17 protein-coding genes are annotated in these 24,804 nt (G+C 41.1%); 10 read left to right on the top strand and 7 right to left on the bottom strand.

Annotated elements, in window-relative coordinates; genetic code table 11:
- Positions 1–143: 143 nt before the first annotated feature.
- The 3 genes from FH971_RS15525 (at position 144) to FH971_RS15515 (ending at position 4,018) form a co-directional block, all read left to right on the top strand.
- On the top strand, positions 144–1,568 hold the full coding sequence (locus tag FH971_RS15525) for a sigma-54-dependent transcriptional regulator (RefSeq protein ID WP_140234924.1): 1,425 nt from the start codon (positions 144–146) through the stop codon (positions 1,566–1,568).
- Positions 1,568–2,917 carry an ATP-binding protein gene (locus FH971_RS15520; RefSeq protein ID WP_140235627.1) on the top strand — a complete coding sequence of 450 codons (1,350 nt, stop codon included), beginning with the start codon at positions 1,568–1,570 and terminating at the stop codon, positions 2,915–2,917. The genes FH971_RS15525 and FH971_RS15520 overlap by 1 nt, the downstream gene beginning before the upstream one ends.
- 678 nt (positions 2,918–3,595) lie before the next feature.
- Entirely contained in the window at positions 3,596–4,018 is a 423-nt protein-coding gene (locus FH971_RS15515) for a hypothetical protein (protein WP_140234923.1), read from the top strand.
- 566 nt (positions 4,019–4,584) lie between these two features.
- Here FH971_RS15515 and FH971_RS15510 read toward each other — a convergent pair.
- The 3 genes from FH971_RS15510 to bufA2 form a co-directional block, all read right to left on the bottom strand.
- Positions 4,585–5,394 carry an HvfC/BufC N-terminal domain-containing protein gene (locus tag FH971_RS15510; RefSeq protein WP_140234922.1) on the bottom strand — a complete coding sequence of 270 codons (810 nt, stop codon included), beginning with the start codon at positions 5,392–5,394 and terminating at the stop codon, positions 4,585–4,587.
- 2 nt (positions 5,395–5,396) lie between these two features.
- Positions 5,397–6,335, bottom strand: coding sequence for an MNIO family bufferin maturase (gene bufB, locus FH971_RS15505; RefSeq protein WP_140234921.1), 939 nt, complete (start codon positions 6,333–6,335; stop codon positions 5,397–5,399).
- Between the two features lie 103 nt (positions 6,336–6,438).
- Positions 6,439–6,897, bottom strand: coding sequence for a BufA2 family periplasmic bufferin-type metallophore (gene bufA2, locus FH971_RS15500; RefSeq protein ID WP_140234920.1), 459 nt, complete (start codon positions 6,895–6,897; stop codon positions 6,439–6,441).
- A 342-nt stretch (positions 6,898–7,239) separates the two neighbouring features.
- Between bufA2 and FH971_RS15495 the strand changes: the two genes are divergently transcribed.
- On the top strand, positions 7,240–7,623 hold the full coding sequence (locus tag FH971_RS15495) for an MAPEG family protein (protein WP_140234919.1): 384 nt from the start codon (positions 7,240–7,242) through the stop codon (positions 7,621–7,623).
- 76 nt (positions 7,624–7,699) lie between these two features.
- Here the strand turns inward: FH971_RS15495 and FH971_RS15490 are convergent, their stop codons facing one another.
- Positions 7,700–7,945, bottom strand: coding sequence for a hypothetical protein (locus FH971_RS15490; protein ID WP_240778353.1), 246 nt, complete (start codon positions 7,943–7,945; stop codon positions 7,700–7,702).
- Positions 7,946–8,209: 264 nt separating this feature from the next.
- On the opposite strand from FH971_RS15490, the gene FH971_RS15485 reads away from it, so the two are divergent.
- The gene (locus FH971_RS15485; protein WP_140234918.1) at positions 8,210–8,818 is read left to right on the top strand and encodes a uracil-DNA glycosylase family protein; all 609 of its coding nucleotides are present in this window, start codon (positions 8,210–8,212) and stop codon (positions 8,816–8,818) included.
- 10 nt (positions 8,819–8,828) lie between these two features.
- Here the strand turns inward: FH971_RS15485 and FH971_RS15480 are convergent, their stop codons facing one another.
- Both FH971_RS15480 and glnD read right to left on the bottom strand, forming a co-directional pair.
- Positions 8,829–9,338, bottom strand: coding sequence for a YcxB family protein (locus FH971_RS15480; RefSeq protein WP_140234917.1), 510 nt, complete (start codon positions 9,336–9,338; stop codon positions 8,829–8,831).
- 564 nt (positions 9,339–9,902) lie between these two features.
- Positions 9,903–12,548: a [protein-PII] uridylyltransferase gene (gene glnD, locus FH971_RS15475; RefSeq protein ID WP_140234916.1), complete on the bottom strand. Its 2,646-nt coding sequence runs from the start codon at positions 12,546–12,548 to the stop codon at positions 9,903–9,905.
- A gap of 76 nt (positions 12,549–12,624) precedes the next feature.
- On the opposite strand from glnD, the gene FH971_RS15470 reads away from it, so the two are divergent.
- The 5 genes from FH971_RS15470 (at position 12,625) to FH971_RS15450 (ending at position 22,471) form a co-directional block, all read left to right on the top strand.
- Positions 12,625–13,338, top strand: coding sequence for a 16S rRNA pseudouridine(516) synthase (locus tag FH971_RS15470; RefSeq protein ID WP_137226118.1), 714 nt, complete (start codon positions 12,625–12,627; stop codon positions 13,336–13,338).
- A gap of 64 nt (positions 13,339–13,402) precedes the next feature.
- Positions 13,403–14,359, top strand: coding sequence for a LysR family transcriptional regulator (locus FH971_RS15465; protein ID WP_137226120.1), 957 nt, complete (start codon positions 13,403–13,405; stop codon positions 14,357–14,359).
- A gap of 337 nt (positions 14,360–14,696) precedes the next feature.
- Positions 14,697–17,048 carry an OmcA/MtrC family decaheme c-type cytochrome gene (locus FH971_RS15460; RefSeq protein WP_140234915.1) on the top strand — a complete coding sequence of 784 codons (2,352 nt, stop codon included), beginning with the start codon at positions 14,697–14,699 and terminating at the stop codon, positions 17,046–17,048.
- 380 nt (positions 17,049–17,428) lie between these two features.
- Entirely contained in the window at positions 17,429–19,804 is a 2,376-nt protein-coding gene (locus tag FH971_RS15455; RefSeq protein ID WP_140234914.1) for an OmcA/MtrC family decaheme c-type cytochrome, read from the top strand.
- Between the two features lie 363 nt (positions 19,805–20,167).
- Positions 20,168–22,471 (top strand): OmcA/MtrC family decaheme c-type cytochrome, encoded by a 2,304-nt coding sequence (locus FH971_RS15450; protein ID WP_140234913.1) that lies wholly within the window; start codon positions 20,168–20,170, stop codon positions 22,469–22,471.
- Between the two features lie 639 nt (positions 22,472–23,110).
- Here the strand turns inward: FH971_RS15450 and FH971_RS15445 are convergent.
- A complete protein-coding gene (locus FH971_RS15445; RefSeq protein ID WP_140234912.1) occupies positions 23,111–24,646 on the bottom strand; it encodes an MFS transporter in 1,536 nt (511 codons plus the stop codon).
- Positions 24,647–24,804 lie beyond the last annotated feature (158 nt).

The raw sequence follows: 24,804 nt of genomic DNA, 5'->3' as shown, positions 1-24,804 counted from the left end.
CAATGACGACTTCTGTCATGCTATTGTTAATTTTATTTTTGTCAGTAAATGTTCATTGTATAAATAAACTTTTGTTAGTAAATGTTTATTGTGTAAACATATTTTTGTATAGCAATAACCTAATTGGATTCAAATATACTCTAATGGATAATATTTTAATTGTTGATGACAACCATGCCATTTGCCAAGCGCTAGCGTTAATGATTGAGCTGCATGATTATCATGCTATTTTTTGTCATTCACCCGAAGCGGCAATTGATATTGTCACTAACAAAGAGATCAGCTTAGTTATCCAAGACATGAACTTTAGCCGTGACACTACATCGGGAGAGGAGGGCAAGCAGCTGTTTTATGCGTTACGTCAGTTGCAGCCCAATCTACCAATTATTTTGATGACGGCTTGGACTCAATTAGAAACGGCTGTCGAGTTGGTTAAAGCGGGTGCGGCCGATTACATGGGTAAACCGTGGGACGACGCTAAGTTGCTCAACAGTATTAGTAACTTATTGTCTATCTATCGACTTTCTCAACAAAATAGCCAGTTAAACCGTATTCACAGTGATCGCATGTCAGCCATTAATGGCGCCGACTTATGCGGCTTAGTGTTTGGTAGCGGCGCCATGCAGCGCTGTGTCGATTTAGCGTTGCAAGTTGCCCGTTCTGACGTATCTGTGATGATCACGGGGCCCAATGGCGCAGGTAAAGACAAAATCGCCGACATTTTGCAGGCCAACTCGCCATTAAAAGACCAACCGTTTATTAAGGTTAACATTGGCGCTCTACCAATGGATTTATTAGAAGCCGAACTGTTTGGCGCAGAAGCAGGTGCATTCACTGGCGCCAACAAGACCCGTATGGGTCGTTTTGAAGCCGCCGACGGTGGCACATTATTTTTAGATGAAATTGGCAATTTGCCATTGTCTGGCCAAGTAAAGTTATTGCGCGTGCTGCAAACGGGTGAATTTGAACGTTTAGGCAGCCATCAAACCCGCAAAGTGAATGTGCGAGTCATTAGCGCAACCAATGCCGATTTAGCTGATGACATTGCCCATGGGCGTTTTCGTGAAGATTTATTCTATCGTTTGAATGTGATTGAACTGACCATACCGCCGTTAAATCAGCGCCAAGACGATATTTTACCGTTGGTGAAACATTTTATTGGTGACAGCTTTAGCCTAGATAAAACCACCCAACTGGCGCTGGTTAATCATTGTTGGTCGGGTAACGTGCGCGAACTAGAAAATGCCTGTAAACGGGCGGTGCTACTGACACAATCCACTCAACTGAGCATTAATGATTTTGGTTTAATGACGTTAGGGGGGGTAGCCGATAAACCCTTGCAGATAATTGCTCAACCTCAAACCCAAGATCAATCTCAACATCAGCCTAAAACCTCGTCAGACACCGAAGACACAGTTGTCACATTTGAGCCCGATAAGCTTCAAATCGAGCAAGCACTGACACAATACAATGGCGTGATTGCTAGAGTCGCAAAATCGTTTGGGTTAAGTCGACAAGCCTTATATCGCCGTATGGAAAAATACGGTATCCGAGATAGCAAATCATGATGTTGTCACTGCGCACTAAATTGTTATTAGGTACCATGTTGAGTTGCCTTGCCGGGGCTATGGCAGGGGCTGTTGTCTGGTTTACATTGGGCGCGGACTCCTTATGGCTGGCTATTATTGTGATGTTGGCTGTGTGTTATTTTTTCAGTATGTGGCTAACAAGGCGATTGAGTGAAAGCCTGCAAGCGCTTGAAATTGGCTTGCTGAATTTTAAAGATAACGATTTTAGTGTGTCGCTGCATCCCTACGGTGAGCCACAGCTTGATAGATTAGTGAGCTTATACAACCAAGCATCGGCAAAACTGCGCAGTGAGCGCCAGTTTATTTATCAGCGCGAGTTAATGCTCGATAAGGTGATTCAAAACACGCCTAATGTCATGCTATTAATTGATGATTCCGAGCGGGTAATTTACGCCAATAGCGCTGCGCGGCATTTGTTTAATCGGGGTGTCAAAATAGAAGGCATGTTGTTACCTGATCTTGTCGTGATGTTACCCGATGCGCTAAAAGCTGCGTTAAACAGCGAGCAAGAAGGGTTGTTTTCGATGGGGAGCAGCGATAGTGCTGGTGGTGATCTTGATGATAATGCTGATAGTAACGACATTGAAACCTGGCATATATCTCGGGGACGATTTACTCAAAATAATCAGCAGCACCATTTAATTTTGCTTAAACAGCTCACCAAAGAACTTAATCGCCAGGAAGTCGCGGTATGGAAAAAAGTGATTCGAATTATTAGTCATGAGCTTAATAACTCCGTCGCACCCATCGCATCTATGGTCAACTCAGGTAAGTTTTTAACTCAGCATTTAGACAACAGCAAGCTGCATTTGATTTTTGATACCATCGAAAATCGCACCACACACCTGAGTCAGTTTATCTCTCATTATGCCCAGTTTGCTAAATTGCCGTTGCCACAAAAAGCCTTGATTGATTGGACTAAGATGACCCAACAACTAGCACAGCAATACCCATTTAACCTGTTGTCACCTTTACCGATTAATCCAATCAAACTCGATGCAGTGCAATTAGAACAAGTCTTTATCAATCTGCTTAAAAATGCCCATGAGTCTGGCGCGGCGGCAGACACAGTGTCGTTAATGTTTGAGGACGTGACTCATCCAGTTAACGGGTTATTCGTTAAAGTAGAAGACCAAGGTAGCGGGATGTCTAGTGAAGTATTGTCGCAAGCCTTGTTACCGTTTTATTCGACTAAACAATCTGGTACTGGCATTGGTTTGCCATTATGTCGTGAGATTATTGAAGCTCACGGTGGCCGTATTAGTATGCAAAACCGCCCACAAGGCGGCTTAAGTGTCAAAGTCTGGTTGCCTGTACAGCAGGGCTAATACTGACTAATGATGAATAAAGTCTGATTGTTTCGAGTTATATTTTCCAAAAGAGAGTTGAAGCCTTAAAGCGTTTTTCAAATATGGCCTGCGGCCACTAACGTCGTGGCGCTTCACCCACACCAGACCAAGAGGAAACCAACGGCTGTTCCCTCTTGGATCTCCCAGCCGCCCCGCAACATTTTCAAACAGCGAAAAGGTCGCAATGGGGTAGATCCAGCTTTTGAATTTATTGGGTAACGGCTTCAGCCTTATTCGAAAATGCTACCGCTTCCGATAGGCCATCCATGGCCACCGAAAGCTAGCCTGACGTCCTGTCAGGCTCACGCTATTTTCTTCAACGGCCTCAAGTTCAGAGTTGAATTTGTCCCTTTTAAAGTCAGTATATCTGACACGTTTATGCCCCATTCCGTGTCAGTAAGGTATATCAGGTGCAAGGCAATAATCGATCAATGAAAAATATTAAACATCATCAATCCCACCTTAAAAGGTGTAATCAGAACAGATAATTAGCCTAAAGGTTGTACAAAGTACCACTACCGCAAAAAATAAATTCCTGTAGCATAAAACATACCGATTAATATGGATGCGGCATCGCCCAAGTCCAACAAGCGATTTATGCATCGCAAACAGCGCAACGCATAAATACTAAAACGTTAACTGTAAAAGGAGCTTGTCATGCAGTATAAAAACACTCAACTTGGAATCGCGATGCTTTCAGTTATGGGAGTTGTAACATTAGTGCTTATCTTTGCTTCGGTAACTAAACCTACCGAATCGATTAGATTTGCTTATTTAATTGTAGGTTTGGTTTCAATTCTTTTTTCAGCATTAACAATCAAAGTTGAAGATGGAGAGATAAAATGGTTTTTTGGTCCAAAATTTTGGAATAAATCAATAAAGATATCTGAAATTGAGTCGGCACAAGAGATAAGAACAAAATGGTACTATGGGCTTGGAATTCGGTTAACCTCAACTGGATGGTTATATAATGTTTCTGGTCTAACAGCTGTTGAATTAAAACTTAAAGATGGCACAACGGTTTGTCTGGGTACAAACGATCCAAAAAATTTAATAAAGGCTATTAAGACAAGTAGTTAACTTGTGCTTGTTCCTTGCAAGTTTTAGCCAACTATTTCCCGCTTTTTACAGTGCTCGTTATTAACTCATTTCTGTCCATAAATGAGTTAGATGCATCAGCTTGAAATGCCTAAATTCAACTCTGAACTTGAGGCCGTTGAAGACACTTTATAAAAGAATACGTGAGCTAGCCATGGATGGCGAGCTAGCTTTAGAGGGGAAGGGACGCCCCATCTGAAGCGTTAGCATTTTCACTCTTTACTAATAAGATGGGCCGAAGAACACACTGACGAAGTTAAAAGCTGGATTCAACCACGTCGCGAAATTATCGCTTCTATTATTTAAATCAAATGGGATAATTTTGATGTGGTGGCTGGGCCTATTCTTTTATAGAAAATAAAGAGGGAACAGCCGTTGGTTTCCTCTTGGTCTGGTGTGGGCGAAGCGCCACGACGTTAGTGGCCGCAGGCCATAAGTAAATAAGTACAAAAGCACAAAAGTACAAACACCTAGATCCCGGCTCAAAAGCACTGTTGGGACGACGAGAAGGTAGTTATCAAGCACGTCCAGAAATGAGTTAACGTAAATTAGCTACTTACTACCGCTCGAATTAAGCCGCGTTGAAACCAGGTTTGCATGGTTTGCAGCACCATCATTGGTGCTGATTGCTCGTCGTGCCATTGCAACATTTGTTCGCACTGGGTGGCAAAGTTGTTGCCCTGAATAAACCCAAGTAATAAGGCATGTTGTTCTGTCGTTAATGATACAAATTCTGTTAACCGCGACTCTCCCCTCCATAATAACCATGCCCTAGGCGATTCATAGTCCGGTGCAGGTGGTGCTGTGTCTATTTTCAATGCTTGCCAAGCTTCGACTGCATTACTGTTGCAAGTGAATATTTGTACGCTGGGATGAAAGCGTAAACAGCAATTGGGCCATAATTCAGGTGAAATGGCCTGTAAGTCATTAAAGCTCGCACGGGCACAATCTGCTGCATCAAATGCATTGAGTAACCGGCGCTCGAATCGTGCGAAATCGGCAATAATCGGATGTTGTTTAAAAAACGCGTCTTGTTGTAAAAATTCCGGTAAACCATCACAAAACTGGCGCAGTGACTTATTGTTTGATGGAAATTGACGGGTATAGTCGGCCGCCATTTTATCGAATAAATCGTCACCTAAATACAACCCCAGCAGCTGGTGGTCGGTTTCAATGGTTTCTTTTAATCGAATTCGGTAAGCGTTGGCATAAATTTGTAGGCGATCATCGGCGCTGATCCCCGCTTGTTCAGACACATTCGCTTTCATTACCGACTGAATTTGTCCGTGCTGTGTATCCGAACCATCAGACAGTAAATACTGCATAAATTGCTGTTGAATTTCAGCTAAACGACTCATGTTTATGCCCTGACTTTTTGCGGTGAAGCGTGATTAGCGCTGATAAACTTGCCTAAGTCATCAAGTGAAGGTGTGCCAAATTGTGAGCGTGCTAGGGCTGGGTCATCGGGTAGCGTTAACTGGGCAATGTGTTTCGCTTCGAGTAATTCATTATATAACGCGGGGAACTCAGGAATATTCGCGTCACGTTCAATCATGGTGCTAACAGTGCCAAAGCGCTCTAGTGCAGCTTGGTAAAGTGTCCAAACCGAAGGTGGCACGTCATGGTCGTGGGTATCAATGACATAATCACCAAAGTCGCTATGACCCGCTAAGTGAAACTGTTGTACCCGGCGAGGGTCGATTTTTTTAAGGTAATCCAACGGATTAAAATGATGATTACGGGCGCTGACATAAATGTTATTAATGTCGAGTAATATCAAGCAATCTGCAGCCTCAGCCACTTGGCTTAAAAAATCCCATTCGTCCATGGTCGAGTCTTGATATGACAAATAACTCGATACGTTTTCTAGCAAAATTCGTCTACCTAAAAAGTCCTGCACAATACGCACTCGCTCAGCGACATGGTTAACGGTTTCTTCGGTATAAGGCAGTGGCAGTAAGTCATGGCTATTGACGCCGTGAATTGAGGTCCAGCAAATATGATCAGATATCCATTTAGGTTGAATGTCGTTACTGAGCTTTTTAAGGGCTTTTAAGTAATCCATGTCTAAAGGATCGGTACTGCCTATCGACATCGATACGCCATGCATTACAACAGGATATTGCTCGGCAATGGCTTCTAAATAATATCGGGGTTTACCGCCAGCGACTAAGTAGTTTTCAGATAGCACTTCAAACCAGTCAATATCTGGCTGGTGCTGTAAAATATGTTCAAAATGGTCAGTTCGTAAGCCTAAACCAAATCCAAGAAAGTCTTCTGTAATACGTGTATTTGGCATGGTGTACCTTGTTATTGCGAACAAATTGGTAATGAATAAAAAGGCTGATGACGTTCAAGTCACAGAGTGAGAAAGCCATCAACCTTATGAGTTTTATTGATTACTAACTAACGTTACCGCCAATGTCACCACAAGATTTAGCTGTAGTGTTCACAAAGCCAGTGCCTTTACAGCTTGCCATTCCGCCACAAGCATTATCAGCACCTTTACAATCGTTATGGCCTTTACAGATGTTAACGCCGTAACAATGTACTAGGTCTGCTTTAGTGACTTTACCAACCCAATCATCTTTTTGCGTGCCGCCCACATCTGCACAAGCTTTTGATGGCATGCCAACAAAACCTGTGCCTTTACAGCTCGCTTGACCGCCACAGGCATTGTCAGCTGTTTTACAATCGTTATGGCCTTTACAGGTATTAACGCCGTAACAATGAACTAAATCTGTTTCGCCAGCAGCCATAGGAGCTGTACTTGTTTCGGCCGCCATTGCCTGACCTGATAAACTGGCCATAGCTAATGCGAGTGCTGCGCCTGTTAGGCTAGTTTGTGCTTTGGTATTCATGATGTATTCCTTACAATGTTGATTATTATTTTTACTGCTTATTCTTGTTACTCGTCACAAGATTGATTTGCTGCAGCTATCACACTTGTTAGGAGTTATTAGTATTGACCGTGGTGGGGCTCAATATCTTTCAACATAAAGTGTAGTCTAGTCACTAAAATGTTGTATAAGTGTTAACTTACAATTGATTTATAAGACGAAAGAAATGAATAAGTAAGATAAATAAAATGATGTTAGTTGAGATTACTAGGGCGTTCAAGCGATGAGGTTTAACTGGCTATTTATCGTTTTTCGATAATCAAAGGTCAGGTTAAACACGATAAAAAAATATAAGGAAAAATTATGCAGACAATACTTGTTTGTTTATTCATTGCAGTATTATTGCCTTATGCGGCAAAAGTACCTGTTGCGGTGGCAATGGCAAAATTGGGTCGATATGACAATAACCACCCGCGAGCACAACAAGGGCTATTAACCGGATTTGGTGCGCGTGCAGTGGCTGGACATCAAAATGCGTTTGAGTCATTAATTGTATTTGGGGTTGCAGTATTAACGGCGTTAGTGACTAACAATGTTACCGATGTTGTCGCGCTTTTAGCCATAGTGCATGTGGTCGCGAGAGTGGTTTATCATGTCATGTATTTATTAAATTACGGCACATTGCGTTCGTTGTCTTGGTTTGTGGCTATAGGGGCATCGCTAGGGATTTTTTGCCAAGCGTTTTAATTCCGTTTCTACTTCAAATAAAAAAAACGCCTTAATGGCGTTTTTTTTATTTGAAATCAATTACGTTATTGTTGCATTAATCTAGGCTAGTAATACGTTGATAACCCATTTCAGTTAATTGGTCGTTAACGCAATCCAATAAAAATGCGCCGACTTCGCTTTCTGGTAATTGATCTTCTACCGCGATTTGCTGACAGGCTTGTTTTAATGATGCGACATCCTTCTCAGGGGCTTGCGGTAGGGCAGATGCTGTAAAACTAACTACCGAAGCACTGGCCAGTAATGTTGCAAATGTAATGCGGGTGATAATAGTTGATGGCATGGTTGTTCCTTCTTGGGAGAACTTTGTTATTTTGACTAGTTAGTTGGACAAATATTACTTTAGCTTAGTTCCGTTAGATAGAGTTATTAGTAGTATTTTTATCATTTAGTCACAGATATCAAGTAGAATATTAGTGTTGTAAAGTAAGGTGCTTTCCTGTTCTGTTGAGTGTTTTTTAATGAACACAAAACAACTAGATTGATAAGATAGTTTGTAATTTACTCATTTACCCACTAAACAAGGTTTGTCTAAAAAGGTAAAACGATGCAAGATTTTGACTCTTTACTCACCCAAGTTAGAAATTGCCAAATTTGCGCTGCAGAATTAGTTGATGGTGTGCGGCCCATTGTGCAAATTGATCCTCAAGCAAAGATATTAATTATCGGCCAGGCGCCTGGACGTAAAGTGCATATGTCGGGGATACCGTTTGACGATGCAAGTGGTGACAGGTTACGACAGTGGTTAGGTGTCACAAGAGAGGTTTTTTACGATGCCAAACAAGTGGCTATAATGCCGATGGGTTTTTGTTTCCCTGGCAGTTATCAAGCTGGCGCAACAGGAACTAAAAAGGGTAAGTCGGGTGATTTACCACCAAGGAAAGAATGCGCACCTAAATGGCATAACTTATTGTTACAACAGTTAGTTAACGTAGAGTTGGTGCTGCTGGTGGGGCAATATGCACAACAATATTATTTACCCAATAAACCTAAAACATTAACCGAAACGGTGCATCAATGGCATACGTTTGGGCCGCGTTTTATTCCCCTGCCACACCCCAGCCCGCTTAATAATATTTGGCTTAGTCGTAATCGCTGGTTTGAAACCGAATTACTCAGTGATATTCAACAACGAGTGGCTGCTGCGTTAGCGTAACGATAACGCGTTATTGTGTTATGTGTTGCTGATTTATAAAATCGATAACGCTTTTCGTTAAACAACGTTTAGATAAATAGGTAGTGGTTTTTTGTAACTGGAGTAAAAAACCGCTATCGGTTTCGGTGATGCGATAAACATCAGTCCACAAAATATGTTGATTAACATGGAGTGATTGGCTGCTGATACCCTTATCATCTATGGTCAGCTTTACCTCTTCACCTGCCGCTTTACTCATCATTTGACGCCATAACCACCAGGTTTTATTAAAGCGAATGCTTAAAAACTCAACCACAGACAGGCCAATGAAGAAGTAGCCTAAGTAATAGGTTTCTTGAGTGCTTATTGCCGCTTGGCTTATTGAATCAAGTAGTAAGATAACTAAACCAATAAGTGCAAAAATGGCGGTTTTAATAAACCGTTTTGCTGATGGGTTGGGGTTAATGGATTGCTGATAACATTCTTCAAAATATGATTTATTCAATACATATTCGGCAGTATAACGAAAGGCTTGTGACATGATGACCTAATTAACAACAATTGATGGGCATGATTATCGCATAGTCATTAGTTTGCTCAAAGTATGCTAATTATTGTTACACCTTTATACCAATCTTTATTAGAATATGATCTATTTTAGGCTGCGTCACTAGGCCCAGTACAATGAAAATGACTGTAGGTGTAGTTTTCTACATCAAAGTCATTTGAAACAGTAATGGGGGTTGTGACACCGCCCCGAAGGGCGAATTTATCAGCGTGGTCTTCTTTGTTAGCCTTTCTTAACGTACGACTGCATGGATGCAGGAGGTAGAGCAACGCAGGAGCAGTTGCCGAGAACGACTATGTCTTCAAAAGGCTGCCTCGAATACCTCACTGATAATTTTCGCTAAAAGAGCAAATTCTAATGCGGATTGGTATTACTACCAACAGTGTCGCTCCTTGGTGTCATTGTATCTCAGCAGTGTCGTGAGTATGCTGTAAATGGCTATATCAAATACTTTTATCAGAAGCGTGGGGTAAATATATGGCGCGTTATTGTTATCAACAACGCGCCATATTAATGGCTATTTTTAAACACCAAATATCAGTCTATGTTGATGGTTTGCATTAACGCATCTGTAAGCTGTTGTTGTTGTTCTGGGGTTAATTGCTGATTGTCTTGGTTCGATAATGAAAACACATTGTCTGCTCGTTCACCGACGGTACTTATGGTGGCCGAATGAATATGCAATTCTAATTCCCTAAAAATATTGGCAATTTGTTCCATAAATTCACTGGTGTCTAGGGCGGATACATTGACTAAACTACGAGTCGATTTTCGTGAATGTAAAAATTCGATACTGGGTTGATTATCAAAGCTTTGATGACGCCTAGACTGACGTTTTTTAGGTAAGCTAATGCCTTTATCCAGTACTTGATGCAATTTATTGATCACTTGTTTACGACGTTGCGCACTGATGATAGGTTTTTCGTCAAAATCGAGCACTTTGAATGACTCAACCACATAACCATCTTTAGTTCGGGCAATTTGTGCCTGTTTTACCGAAATGCGCAGAGCCGCTAAGGTATTAAATAATTTAACAAATAAGCCTGGGCGATCTTTAGTATACACAAACACATCACTGCAACCCTTTACCACAGCATCATCAAGTAAAATGAGAGTGTTGTATTGATTATCGGTTACTGGTGCAAGATCATGGTTAATCATTGCTTGAGTATATCTGGCGATATCATCGGTATCGGCATTACTAAAGAAGGCTATGGGTAATCGTCGCCATAAGGTTTTAATGGCTGTGGTGGTATCGACATCTGCGTGTAACAGATTAAGTGCTTCTTGTTTATGTTCGCGGACAATGGTGCGAATTTGCAGCATATTTTCGAGGCCATTGCGAAGTGCTTTGCGGGTAATAAAATATAAATCTTTTAACAATGATGCCTTCCAGTCATTCCAAAGATCATCATTGGTTGCTTGAATATCGGCAATGGTTAAGCAATACAAGGCATCTAAACGGGCTAAGGTTCCGACTTTTTTAGCAAAAGTATCAATCACTTCAGGATCGTTAATGTCCATACGTTGTGACGTCATGGACATTAGCAGGTGATGCTCTACCAACCAGCAGATGAGGTGTTCTTGTGACACTTTCAGTCCATGAAACTTGGCAAATAAACTGGCATCGACAGCCCCTAGTTCACTGTGGTCGCCACCGCGACCTTTAGCTAAATCATGAAATAATGCCGCAAATAACAATGTCGATTTGTTAAACATTTTTTGATAGATGTCAGCAGCTAATGCCAAGTCATTATTTAAGGTTTTAATGTCTTTACCGTAGGTGTAAATATTTTTTAGCACCTTGTGGGTGTGTTCATCAACGGTATAAGCATGAAATAAATCAAATTGCATCTGGCCAACCACTTCACGCCATTGCGGTAAATAAGACGCTAAAATACCGTGTTGGTGCATTAAGGTAATGGCCAGTCCCATGCCTTGAGGATGCATAAATATTGCTTTAAATTGTTCGCGACAACGCTGAAAGTCTTGCAAGTCTCCCATTAAGCGACGTCTTACTTGACGCAGTGATCGTAAGGTTTCTGCGGTAATACCAACTATTTTGTCGTGGTGTATCGCGATAAGTTCAAATAACGCCATAATTTGAGTGCGATCAATAAACACGGTTTCGTCACGAACATGGATGTATTTATCGACAATTTCAAAGTTTTCATTTAACTCAATGATGTTGGGGTTGAGCTGTGGAATAATTTCACGATGGAAATAAGCCATTAAAATTTTGTTTAATTCACTAATACGTTTCATGGCGCGAAACAATTGGCGCATCATTTTTTCGATGGATATATTGCCGCTTTCACCGATGGGCATACCATCACCAAAGCCCATTAATTTAGCCACTTCAGCTTGATATTGGAGTAATAAACGATTTTCTGATCGTTGAGCTGCTTGATGTAAGGCAAATCGAACTCGAAATAAAAAGTGTTGGCATTCCATTAACTCAGCGTATTCGTCATTGGTTAAAAAACCAAAACGTCGCAGAGATTGCATGCTGGCGACGCCGAAATGCTTACGGGCAACCCAAGTAAGGGTTTGTATATCGCGCATACCACCGGGGCTAGTTTTAAGGTTAGGTTCAATACTATAGGAGGTGTCTTGTGCTTTAGCGTGGCGTTCTTGTTGTTCGCTGAGTTTGGCATTAAAAAATGCCTGGCTTTGCCATAAATCTTGACCGTAAAGGGCGTTTAATACTTGTTGTTGGTGCTGATTATTACCAAATAAATGCCGAATTTCCAATAAGCTGGTCGCAATGGTTACATCGTCTTTACATGCTTGGAATGTGTCATCCATACTGCGCACTGCATGACCTAAATCTAGGTTAAGATCCCACAGATGGGTGAGGAACTGACTCACTGAATTAGCTTCGGTAGGCGTTAAAGGCCCATCATGAATAATGCAGATGTCGATGTCGGAGAAGGGATGTAAAGTTTGTCGACCGTAACCTCCAACAGCATTAAGTGAGATGCGATCAGGATCTAATTCGAAAGGTTGCCAAAGTTGGCATAATAACTCATCGAAAAAGTGAGATCGCTTATTCAAAGTGTCGTTAATTGCACTTTGAAAAATGTTATCTTGTAAAAATTGATCCAGTGACTTAATCGCCTGTTTTAGCTCTGCGGTGGTCATGTCTGGGCGCAAAACTGTACTAGCAGGTTGCGAAAGCATGTTACTCCTTGTTGATGTGCCTTTTAACAGAATAAGGTATTCTTAAACAAATTGGTATCATTCTTAATGAGGTTTTATGGTGTCTAAACGAGGGCGGCTGGACCAATTTATTGCTGGCACGTTACAAATTTCCAAAAAAGCTGTCCGTGGATTGTTAATTACCGATAAAGTGCTTGTCGATGGTCAATTAGCCAAATCACCTGATTTACAAATAGATGAGTTTAGCCATATTACCTGTAATTGTGTGGTGTTGCGTCAATATCAAAAACAATACTATATGCTTAATAAACCCGATGGGGTGGTTAGTGCAACTATTGATGATAAACACCCAACGGCATTGGGATTAATGACGGGTGTTAACACTGATATGCTGCATATTGCTGGCAGATTAGATTTACATTCAACTGGGTTATTGTTGCTCACTAATGACGCCAAATGGTCTGCTGCTTTGATGGCGCCTGAGCATAAAGTAGATAAGCAGTATTTAGTGACATTAGCCAATCCACTCCAGCAAGAATATGTCGAGGCATTCGCCAATGGGATGTATTTCGAATTTGAAGACATTACCACCTTACCAGCACAACTCGCATTATTATCCAGTCATCAAGCAAGGGTGGTGTTGCGTGAGGGCAAGTATCATCAAATTAAACGCATGTTTGGTCGTTTTCGTAATCCGGTGGTTGCGTTGCATCGCGAGTCTGTGGGTAATATTCTGTTAGATAATACTCTGTTACCCGGTGAGTTTCGTGCATTAACAAAAGCTGAAGTTGATAGCGTTATTCAGCACTAGATCAACTTTTTTGATTTGAATACATGTTAATTTACCTGCTTCATTACAACAAATTAGGTGGCATGTGGATATTCAAGCATTAAAAAAAGTCAGCGAATTAGATGTATTTAGTTTGTTGGTGTTTAAGCTCATTTACGAAACGGGCTTTGCTAACTTTGCCGCCAAAGAGCTTGCTGTCTCCGCACCGAAAATTAGCCGCTGTTTAACATCATTAAGAGTCATTTTTAATGATGAATTATTTTTTCGTCGCCAGCAAGGATTGAAACCGACACCATTAGCCGAACGTTTATATCTGCCTATATGCCAATTATGTGACATGGTGAGCCAAATTGAGCGAGTGGCAGACGATCGTTTAAATCATTGTCAAACGCCTATTTTACATATTGCGGTATCACCAAGCATTATCACCAGCTTAGCGATGGCGTTAAGCCAGCTCCCTCGTAATGTCATTGGTAAAGTTAAACTTCACAGTTGGGAGGCCGACACAGAAGAGCTCATTTACAATGGTGAACTTGATTTTGGTATTGGGTTTGATACTCAAGATGCTCATGAATTAGAGCTATCAAATATTGCAAGCGTGACATCTTTATGTGTAGTGGGAAATACCAATCATTCATTTTGGGCTGGTGGTGAACAGATAAAGTTAGAAAATATCATTCAGCACCCTATCGTGTATTTACGTTGTAAAGGTTTTAATAATCGTATTGACCCTTTAGAACTTTATTGTCAAACCCATGGTTTGCTTTTAGACGATATTGAATGTGTTAGGAAGTTAGAAGATTGGTATTGGCATATGTTAACAATGGATAGTTTGGCTATCACGATTTGTAATGAAGGGGCATTTGCACAACAAATTCCACAATTACGAGTGGAGAAATTACCCGATAGCGAATTTAAAAAACTTAATGATGTCATGGCTATGCCTAATTATTGTTTAATTGAGCGTGCAGAACTTTATCGCCGTTATTCTTCAAAAACCACGCAAATGATAATGGATATCACTAAGTCGCTATTGCATTAAGGTATATTCGATTGTAAATGAGATTCAAAACACTTAGCTGTGTAGGTTGAGTGTTTTGTTTTAAAAATTTAATAGTTAAAAATCAATATGTTACATTGTTAATGTTTTTCCCTTCAAACTCATCCTCAATATACCTATTTTTAAGTACTTCTTTGGGGTTGCGCTGTGTGAATTTGGCTATTTTATTTTTGTTAATACTTAAAAATAAAATCGCTAATTTCTTCTAACGAATCTCTAACTTAATCTCACAGGTTTGCAATAGCAGACGAGCATTTTGTCTTATTTCCTTATATTTTATAGGTGCAAAAACCTACAAATTTAAATCGGGGGATTTAAAATGAAGAAATATAATAAAACATTACTCGCTGTAGCATTTATGGCTGCAATGGGTGTGACAGGATGTGGCTCTGACGGCAGTGATGGTGCCGATGGTGTTGCGGGTGCTGATGGTGCTGCAGGTGCCGATGGTACAGATGGTACTTCAGCAGGCTTAACAGTCACTACAGTTGAAAGTGCAGCTAATTTTAATTTAACCCTAGCACCAGCAGATATTGTTGTTGTGGGTACAGATGCATTTAGCGTTAAATTTACCGTAACAGGTGAAGGTACTGGCGGAGCGGCTGTGCCATTCTCTGGACTTGATAAAGTTGCGCTGTATGTAACCAGCCAGTCTGCTAACACTACCGATACTGGTGCACCTTATTTATGGACCAACCATGCACTTGCTAATGATTTTGGCAGCAGCATGTATTGTAATTTAACGGGTAGCACTACAGCTCGTGATGGCAGTGAAGTAGAAGCCTGTACATTGGTTGAAGATCCAGCTAATCCTGGTACTTATACTGGTACTTGGGAACATGATGGTAATGCGCCTGTAGTATTAGCCGATGGCGATGCTAACGATTTAGTTCGTGTGATGATCCGTGCTTATGATGTTGTAATGGCAGATGGTACAGAGGTAAGTGATAAGCCTCTATCAACGCCAATTGATTTTATTCCTGCAACTGGCGAACTTGCGGTTTCAGCAAAAGATGCTGTGTCTAATGCTGCATGTATCAAGTGTCATAGCCCAATGGAAGGTTATGCAGATACTGATCTGCGTATTAGCAACATTAGTGCTCACCATAACTATCAAAAAGTTGAAAACTGTGTAGCTTGTCATAACCCTGCTTATGCGGGCGGACAAGACGACGAAGAAGTGGGCTTTAATGCTAACTTCAATGCCATGATCCACACCATTCATATGGGTAAGGATCTTGCTGCATATCAGGGACTACAAGGTGAAGCTAAAGAGATGTGGGGCGAAATTGGTTTCCCAGCTGAATCAACTGAATGTACTGTTTGTCATGATAATGGCACCCAGTGGAACGACAATATCTATGCTGAAGCTTGTGAATCATGTCACTTAACTGTGAACTTTGAAACGGGTGAAGGTCATAATGGTATTGTGCCTTCAAGTGACGCTGTTTGTTCTGGTTGTCACGGTTCAGGTAGCTTAAGCCCAATGGAAGCGCATAAGGTTGGTCGTCGTGCTGACTTAGCAAATGGTTTAGTCTTAGATGTTGTTTCTGCTGAAGTTGCTGCAGGCGAACTAACTGTCACTATTGGTGTTGAATTAAATGGTGCAGTTGCAGCTGATGGTACTGATCTAGCTGATTATGTATTTAGCACATCTGGTGGTCGGAGTATTTTAATCGGTACCCTTGATGACAATGGTGATTACGTTCAAGGTACAAGTATCTCTACTGATGGAGGTATGTTTGTGGTTACGGGTGGTAACATCGTCCTAACTCAAACACTTAGTGATGCTACAGATTTAGATGGCGAAACACTTTATGTGTCATCTGAAATGAACATGTGTGGTGATACAGACACCGATATGATTGTTGCTACAGCTGATGGTTGTGATGTTGGTATTCCAGCTAACATCGTCACTAAATACTTTGTATTTGATGCAGTAGCCGCTACTGGTGTAGCCACTACTGACAACCTACGTTTTGTTAGTCCTGCAGTAACTGCTTATAACGCACCTACACAGGTGGGTAATGACCGTACAACCGCTGACGAAGCTAAATGTAATGCTTGTCACGACAACTTAGCGCACGTTAAAGCACCTCGTCATGGTGTGACTAACTTTACACAATGTGCTGATTGTCATAACAATGCTAGCCCTGTAGGTTCTCATCATGAAACAGTTCAAGTTGAATCTGCTGACGGTACGTTTGAAGTGGTTGAAGGCCTAGAATACTATAACCGTGATTTAGCAACTGTTGCTCACCGTTACCACAGTGGAACATATGCGGAAGAAGCATCTGGCGTTTATATCAATGCTGACGGTGACTTAGTTAACTATCCTGCGGATCAAACTAATTGCCAAGCGTGTCATAAAGATGCAAATGCAGCTGGCGATGCGATGCCATTCTTTGATGGTACTGGTACTTTGACCTCTGGTAGAACTTCAGTTGCACTCGGTAATGGCGAATTTATTTCTCCAGTTACCGAAGCTTGTCGTAGTTGTCACGCTCACTCTGGTGAAGCGGCTCTAGCTCACTTTAAGAGTAATGGCGCAACAGTCTTTGGCGACAACATTATGTCTGCAGACGCAGTGCCAATTGAATCATGTGCAACATGTCATGCCGATGGTAAAACTTACGGCTTAGATGTAGTTCATGGAACTTCTGCACACTAATAAAACATAACTTCTTAATCATCACTTAAGAAAATAAGTAAGAGGGAGGCAGCAATGCCTCCCTCTTTTTTAATTAATTTTCAGGCTAAACGCTGCATATATAACATTTGTAATTTACTTCATTAGTTGTATGTTTTATTTCTTTATTTTGCTCTCTTCGTTTTTATCTCAATTTGTTCATGTCGGAATACCTCTTTGTGATTACATAATGTGAAATTGCAAATTTTAGTTTTGCAAATACTCAAATATGAAATTATAAATTTTCATTAGGAGAATTGTGATTAAGCATCACAGGTTTGTAACATTTTTCGGGCCTTTTGCCTTATTTCCTTATATTTTGTAGGTGCAAAAACCTATAAATTTAAATCGGGGGATTTAAAATGAAGAAATATAATAAAACATTACTCGCTGTAGCATTTATGGCTGCAATGGGTGTGACGGGATGTGGCTCTGACGGCAGTGATGGTGCTGCGGGTGCTGCAGGTGCCGATGGTACAGATGGAACTTCAGCAGGCTTAACAGTCACTACCGTTGAAAGTGCAGCTAATTTTAATTTAACCTTAGCGCCAGCAGATATTGTGGTTGTGGGTACAGATGCATTTAGCGTTAAATTTAGCGTAACAGGTGAAGGTACTGGCGGAACGTCTGTGCCATTCTCTGGACTTGAGAAGGTTGCACTATATGTAACCAGCCAGTCTGCTAATACTACCGATACTGGTGCACCGATGTTATGGACCAACCATGCGCTTGCTAACGATTTTGGCAGCAGCATGTATTGTAATTTAACGGGTAGCACTACAGCTCGCGATGGCAGTGAAGTAGAAGCCTGTACATTGGTTGAAGACCCAGCTAATCCTGGTACTTATACTGGTACTTGGGAACATGATGGTAATGCGCCTGTAGTATTGGCTGATGGTGATGCTAACGATTTAGTTCGTGTGATGATCCGTGCTTATGATGTTGTAATGGCAGATGGTACCGATGTAAGTGATAAGCCTCTATCAACGCCAATTGATTTTATTCCAGCAACTGGCGAACTTGCGGTTTCAGCTAAAGACGCTGTGTCTAATGCAGCATGTATCAAATGTCATAGCCCAATGGAAGGTTATGCAGATACTGATCTGCGTATTAGCAACATTAGTGCTCACCATAACTATCAAAAAGTTGAAAACTGTGTTGCTTGTCATAACCCTGCTTATGCGGGCGGACAAGACGACGAAGAAGTGGGCTTTAATGCTAACTTCAATGCGATGATCCACACCATTCATATGGGTGAGCATCTTGCTGACTCACTTACTGGTGAAGCGAAAGAGATGTTTGGCGGAATCGCTTTTCCTGCTGAAGCAAATGAATGTACTGTTTGTCATGATAATGGCACCCAGTGGAACGACAATGTCTATGCTGAAGCCTGTGTATCATGTCACGTAGATGTGAACCTTGAGACCGGCGAAAACCATAACGGTATTGTGCCTTCAAGCGACGCTGTTTGTTCTGGTTGTCACGGTTCAGGTAGCTTAAGCCCAATGGAAGCGCACAGTGTTAATCGTCGTGCTGCTTTTGAAGATGGTTTAGTGTTAGATGTCGTTTCTGCTGACGTAGCTTCTGATGTATTAACTGTTGTCATTGGTGTTGAATTAAATGGTGCCGTTGCAGCTGATGGTACAGATTTAACTATGTATCTAAACAAAGCGAAATCAGGTGACGATATCTTAATTGGTACACTTGATAGCAATGGCGATTATATTCGTGGATTAAGTGTAAACACTGTATCTAATCCAGAAATGTTTGTTGTTGCAGGCGGCCAGTTAACCTTAACTAAGTCACTTACCGCTAATCAACTTGATGGTAAAACAATTTCAGTATCTTCTGAATTGAACATGTGTGGTAACACAACAACTGACATGATTGTTGAGAACACAATGCTAGCTGATGGTGCAGGTACTGATACTGGTGCTTGTGATGTAGCGGTTCCTTCAAACATTGTAACTAAGTACTTTGTGTTTGATACAGTTGCTGCAGCGGGTGCTGAAACTACTACCAACTTACGTTTTGTTAGCCCTGAGCTAACAGGTTACACTTCACCTACACAGGTGGGTAATGACCGTACAACAGCTGATGAAGCGAAATGTAATGCTTGTCATGACAATTTATCGCATGTTAAATCACCTAACCATGGTGTGACTAACTTTACACAATGTGCTGATTGTCATAATAACAACTACCCTGGTTCTTATCATGCAGATGTTTATAAACAGTCTGGTGTAGATGATGATGGCGAACCTACGTTTGAAGTTGTTGAAGGCCTAGAGTATTACAACCGTGACTTAGCAACAGTTGCTCACCGTTTCCACAGCGGTTTGTTTGCAGGTAGTACAGGTGCTGGCATCTACTTAGATACAGATGATGAATTGGTTAACTACCCTGCGGTACAAACTAATTGTCAAGCGTGTCATAAAGATGCAAATGCTGCTGGCGATGCTATGCCATTCTTTGATGGTACTGGTGAGTTAACATCAGGTAGAACTGCGATTGAAATCAGTGGTGGTGAATTTATTTCTCCAGTTGCCGAAGCTTGTCGTAGTTGTCACGCTCACTCTGGTGCAGCGGCTCTTGCTCACTTCAAGAGTAATGGTGCAACAGTCTTTGGTGATAATATTACCTCAGCTGATGATGTACCGGTTGAATCATGTGCAACATGTCATGCTGATGGTAAAACATACGGTGTAGATGTAGTGCATGGAAGTTCAGCACACTAATAGAAAATAACTTCTTAATCATCATTTAAGAAAATAAGTAAGAGGGAGGCAGTAATGCCTCCCTCTTTTTTTATTAATGTTGTCTAACCGGTGCTTATTTAATATTTGTAACTTAATTCATTCGTTGTATGTTTTATCTCTTCGTTTTTATCTCAATTTGTTCACGTTGGAATGCTATTTCTCATTACACAATATGAAATTACAAGTTTATTTTTTTGTTAGTACCTGAGTATTAATTGATAACATAATGAAGCCAAATTGTGATCAATATTCACATATTCGCAACATTTTCGGGTTTTTTGCCTTATTTTCTTATATCTTATTAGATGCAAGAACCTATAAATTTAAATCGGGGGATTTAAAATGAAGAAATATAATAGAACATTACTGGCGGCCGCTTTTATTGCCGCTTTTGGTTTAGCTGGATGTGGCTCTGACGGCAGTGATGGTGCCGACGGTGCCGATGGTGCAGCAGGTGCCGATGGCGCTGATGGTACTAATGCTGGTTTAACGGTAACTACCGTTGAAGATGCTGCAAACTTTACGTTAACTATAGCGCCAACAGATATTGTGGTTGTTGGTACTGACGATTTTAGCTTTAAATTTACGGCTACAGCGGAAGGCTCTGGTGGAGCGACTTTTCCATTCTCTGGACTTGAAAAGGTCCAGCTCTATGTAACCAGCCAGTCTGAAAATACCACTGACACGGGTGCCCCATACCTATGGACAAGTCATTTATATGCTAATGACTTTGTTAGTGATAACGCTATGTATTGTACCCTTACTGGTACTGCAACTACTCGTGCTGGTGTTGAAGTTGAAGCGTGTACGATAGCTGAAGATCCTGCTAATCCTGGTACCTATACCGGTACTTGGGAGCATGATGGTAATGCGCCATCAGTATTAACTGACGGTGATGCTAACAACCTAGTTCGTGTGATGTTACGTGCATATAATGTTGCTATGGCTGATGGTACTGGTATCAGTGATAAGCTGTTATCAACGCCAATTGATTTTATTCCTGCGACTGGCGAGCTAGCTGTTTCTGAAAAAGATTCAGTGTCTAATGCGGCATGTATTCAATGTCATAGTTCATTAGATGGTTACGCTGATACAGATATGCGTATGAGCAACATCAGTGCACATCATAATTATCAAAAAGTTGAAAACTGTGTAGCGTGTCATAACCCAGCGATGGCAGCCGATGAAGACTATGCAGATTTGGGATATAACATCAGCTTCAACTCTATGATCCACACTATCCATGCTGGACATCATATTGCTGACTCGCTAACTGGCGAAGCTGCAGAGCTGTTTGGTGAAATTGGTTTCCCAGCCGAGTTAAATGAATGTACAGTTTGTCATGATAATGGTACTCAGTGGAACGACAACGTCTATAAAGAAGCGTGTGTATCATGTCACGTAGATGTTAACTTAACGACGGGTGAAAACCACAACGGTATTGTGCCTTCAAGCGACGCTGTTTGTTCTGGTTGTCACGGCTCTGGTATTTTAAGCCCAATGGAAGCTCATAAAGTGGGTTTACGTGATAATGTTGCTGAGGGATTAGTCTTTGATTTCACTTCGGCTGTTGCAACAGTAACAGCAGACCCATCAATTTCTACTTTAACAGTTACTGCTAATGTAACACTTAATGGTGCTGTAATTGCTGATGGTACTGACTTAAGCGAATATATGACTTCAACAAGTCGTGGTTTTCTAATTGGTAATTTATCTGAAGATGGCGCAGTTACCAGTGGTCTTGGAATGTCGGTGATTGATGATGCAGTGAGCATGACTGGCGGTGTATTAACCGTCGCTAGTGACTTTGATGCAAGCCTTTTAGTCGGTCCTATCTATGTTACAGCAGAAGTTCAAGTTTGTGCTGAAGATGACATGATTGTTATGTGTACTGAAGATGCTGATGGAAATATTGAACAACTTGGAGTGGCAAACAGTGCCCCTGTTAAGTATTTCAACTTAACCGATGCCGATGCAACTGAGGTTGTGTCACGTTTTGATGACCCTGCACGTATCACTGTAACTGAAGCGAAATGTAATAGCTGTCATGGTAGCTTAACATATGTGAAAGGTACCCATGGTGTGACAGAGTTTACTCAATGTATGGATTGTCATAATGAAAATGTTGGTAGATCTGGTCACCCAGTGCAATACAAGTCTGATGAAGTAGATGAAGATGGTGATGCGATATGGGTAACAACTGATGTTACATTTAGCCAACGAGATTTATTTGGTGTCGCACACAGATTCCATTCTGGCCTTTGGGATGCGACTCGTGGTGAACCTGGTATCTATCGTGATGCTGATGGTGAACTGCACGGATATCCAGCTGTACAAACTAATTGTACAGAGTGTCATAACGATGGTGAGTCTCTATTTGCTGACGATGGTGGTTTAACATCAGGCAAACGTGCAATTAAAGTGAGTACTAGTGAAGCATTATACATTTCACCAGTAGCAGAAGCTTGTCGTAGTTGTCATGCTCACTCAGGAGCTGCTGCATTAGCTCATTTCAAGGCAAATGGTGCAACAGTTCAAGGTACGCCAGATTCAACAGCTGACTTACCAGTTGAATCATGTGCAACGTGTCATGCTGAAGGTAAAACTTACGGCGTAGATGTTGTTCATGGTAGTTCAGCACACTAAATATAAAATAAATTCTTAATCATCACTTAAGAAAATAACTAACAGGGAGGCAGTAATGCCTCCCTGTTTTTTTAATGAAGTTTATTAATCAATCTATAAGTATTTCATGGTCATTCGTTATCAGTATTTTCTTTGAAAAAATATATCGAACAAGATCATTAATTACACAATCTAATCCTATTTAACCCAACGTAATCTAATCAATCCAGTCAATGCCAGTAACTTAAGTTATTGCAATTTAATTGACCATTAAATTGAGGTTAATGACATATCAACTTCAACTGAATTATCTAACGTAGTGGCATTTGTCCTACAATTGATGATGTCTCAATGAGCTGGAAACATCGGCGTGTAAATCGTTGATGATGCATGCTCTGTCGTCTGTTATATGGCTCATGCGATTTGAGGGATATGGGCTACCAATCGGTAATGAACAAGGTAGAAAATAAACAGAGTGACTAAGGAGGACGGATTAATGAGAAAGACGTTATTGAGAGGGAAGTTAACGATGGGGCAGTTCTAGTATGACGCTATTAAAATCTATCAACTTGTTTGGTGCGAGAAAAACAAAAGGGAAGCACAGCTGCTTCCCTTTTATCAAACCAGTATTTTTTGCTAAGTACTCTACAGTTCGTTTCGTTAAGCCATTTGCTGGCGTTGCATTCTTAATAGCCATTTGCCGTAGATGAAAATACCTACGGCTGAAATAATTCCAATTGCGGCAATAATGTACCATGCCATACCGATGTTGTTGGCTTGATATAAAGCTTGGGTTAAGGCTTGTGGCTCTTGGCCTGTGACGCTGACTAAGCGGTTAAATGCTTCACCTTGTGGGATGTTAGCAATGTCTGTTAGGTTCATGCCATGTTCAGACAAGGCTTCACGAGCGATGCGCTCTTTTGAAGCGTACATGTCATACAGTTTAGGTCCGAAATAACCTTCTAACGTCCAACCTATGCCTTGAGGTAACATAACAAAACCTAAGTACATGGCTTTTTTTCCTTCAGGTGCGATGTTACCCATAAACTCGTTCTTTTTTGGGCTTATCATCATTTCACCGACAGAGAACATGGCAATAGCCAGTACAATCATCCAAGCTGCATTAAACGCACCCACCAAAGCAATGGCTAAAATACTCAATAAGCAACCGACAAACATGGCAGTTGTAATGCGATATTTAGCCGTGAGTGCAGCAACAATAAAGCAGGTGGTCATGATCATCCCTGCATTAAGGTTGAGCATACCTTCAGGCATCACTTTGGTGCCGTCATTACTCAGGCCAAGCCAGAATTGTAATATGCCATTACTGGTGCCCTCTGGACCAAATAGAGAGGTGACTATGACGCTGGTATCAACCCATTCAGCAATATGGATTGGCAGTACATCAAATAATGAGTTATATAAAAACCAAAAGCCGGCAAACACTAGCATATAGTAAATAACCACTGGTTTTTTTAGCTCTCTAAGGGCATCTTTCCACAATGCCTCTTGCTGTAGTTCGCCAGATTTTACTTTACGAGTGCGCTCTAAACGCTCGTCTTTACCGGGTTCTTTGTAAGCCAATAAAAATAAAAAGTTTAATGAGATAATCGTCGCACAAGCATAAAACACATTATCCCAAGATAATTGGCGCATATGCACTGCAACCAGTGGAACTAAAAAACCACCAATATTAACTACTTGGTAAAAAATACCCCAAGCCATCGAAGTATTATTACGATTAGTTGACAGTACTAAAGTGCCTTGAATTCCGGGTTTGAATACCCCTGTACCCATGGCTAGCAACATGGCTCCGGCGAGAAAACCCCAGAAACTGGGGAAGAATGCCATGGTTAAATAACCACATATTTTGATGATGGTAGAAACGAAAATGGTTTCTTTGTAGCCGACACGATCAGAAATTCCGCCGGTTAACACGGGGACGAAGGTTTGCAGTAACGCCCAGACCGATATGATAATACCGTAATCACTTAAATTAATGCCCAGTCCGCCTTGTGATACAGGCGCTTTAGCGTATAAACCTGCACTGGCTTTTACACCATAATAGGCAATGCGTTCTATTAGCTCCATACCACCAACAAGCCAAAATATATAACCTAAACTGCTTATTGCTGCCCACATACCTAATTGTTTTACTTCACTCAAGTCATTGCTTGAGTGTGAATTAGTGCTCATAAGTCACCCTTTTATTTTATGCTTTTTATCATTTCTTTAACAAAGGCTGACACTGTACCTAAGTTCTAGATAAATATCCAAAGACAATAAAAAAAGCGAATCATAAGATCCGCTTTTTTTATATCACTATTAGCCTATCGACAGGCCTAAGTTTGCTA

Source organism: Shewanella polaris (assembly GCF_006385555.1).
Taxonomy (GTDB): Bacteria; Pseudomonadota; Gammaproteobacteria; order Enterobacterales; family Shewanellaceae; genus Shewanella; species Shewanella polaris.
This window is presented reverse-complemented; position numbering and strand designations above follow the sequence as displayed.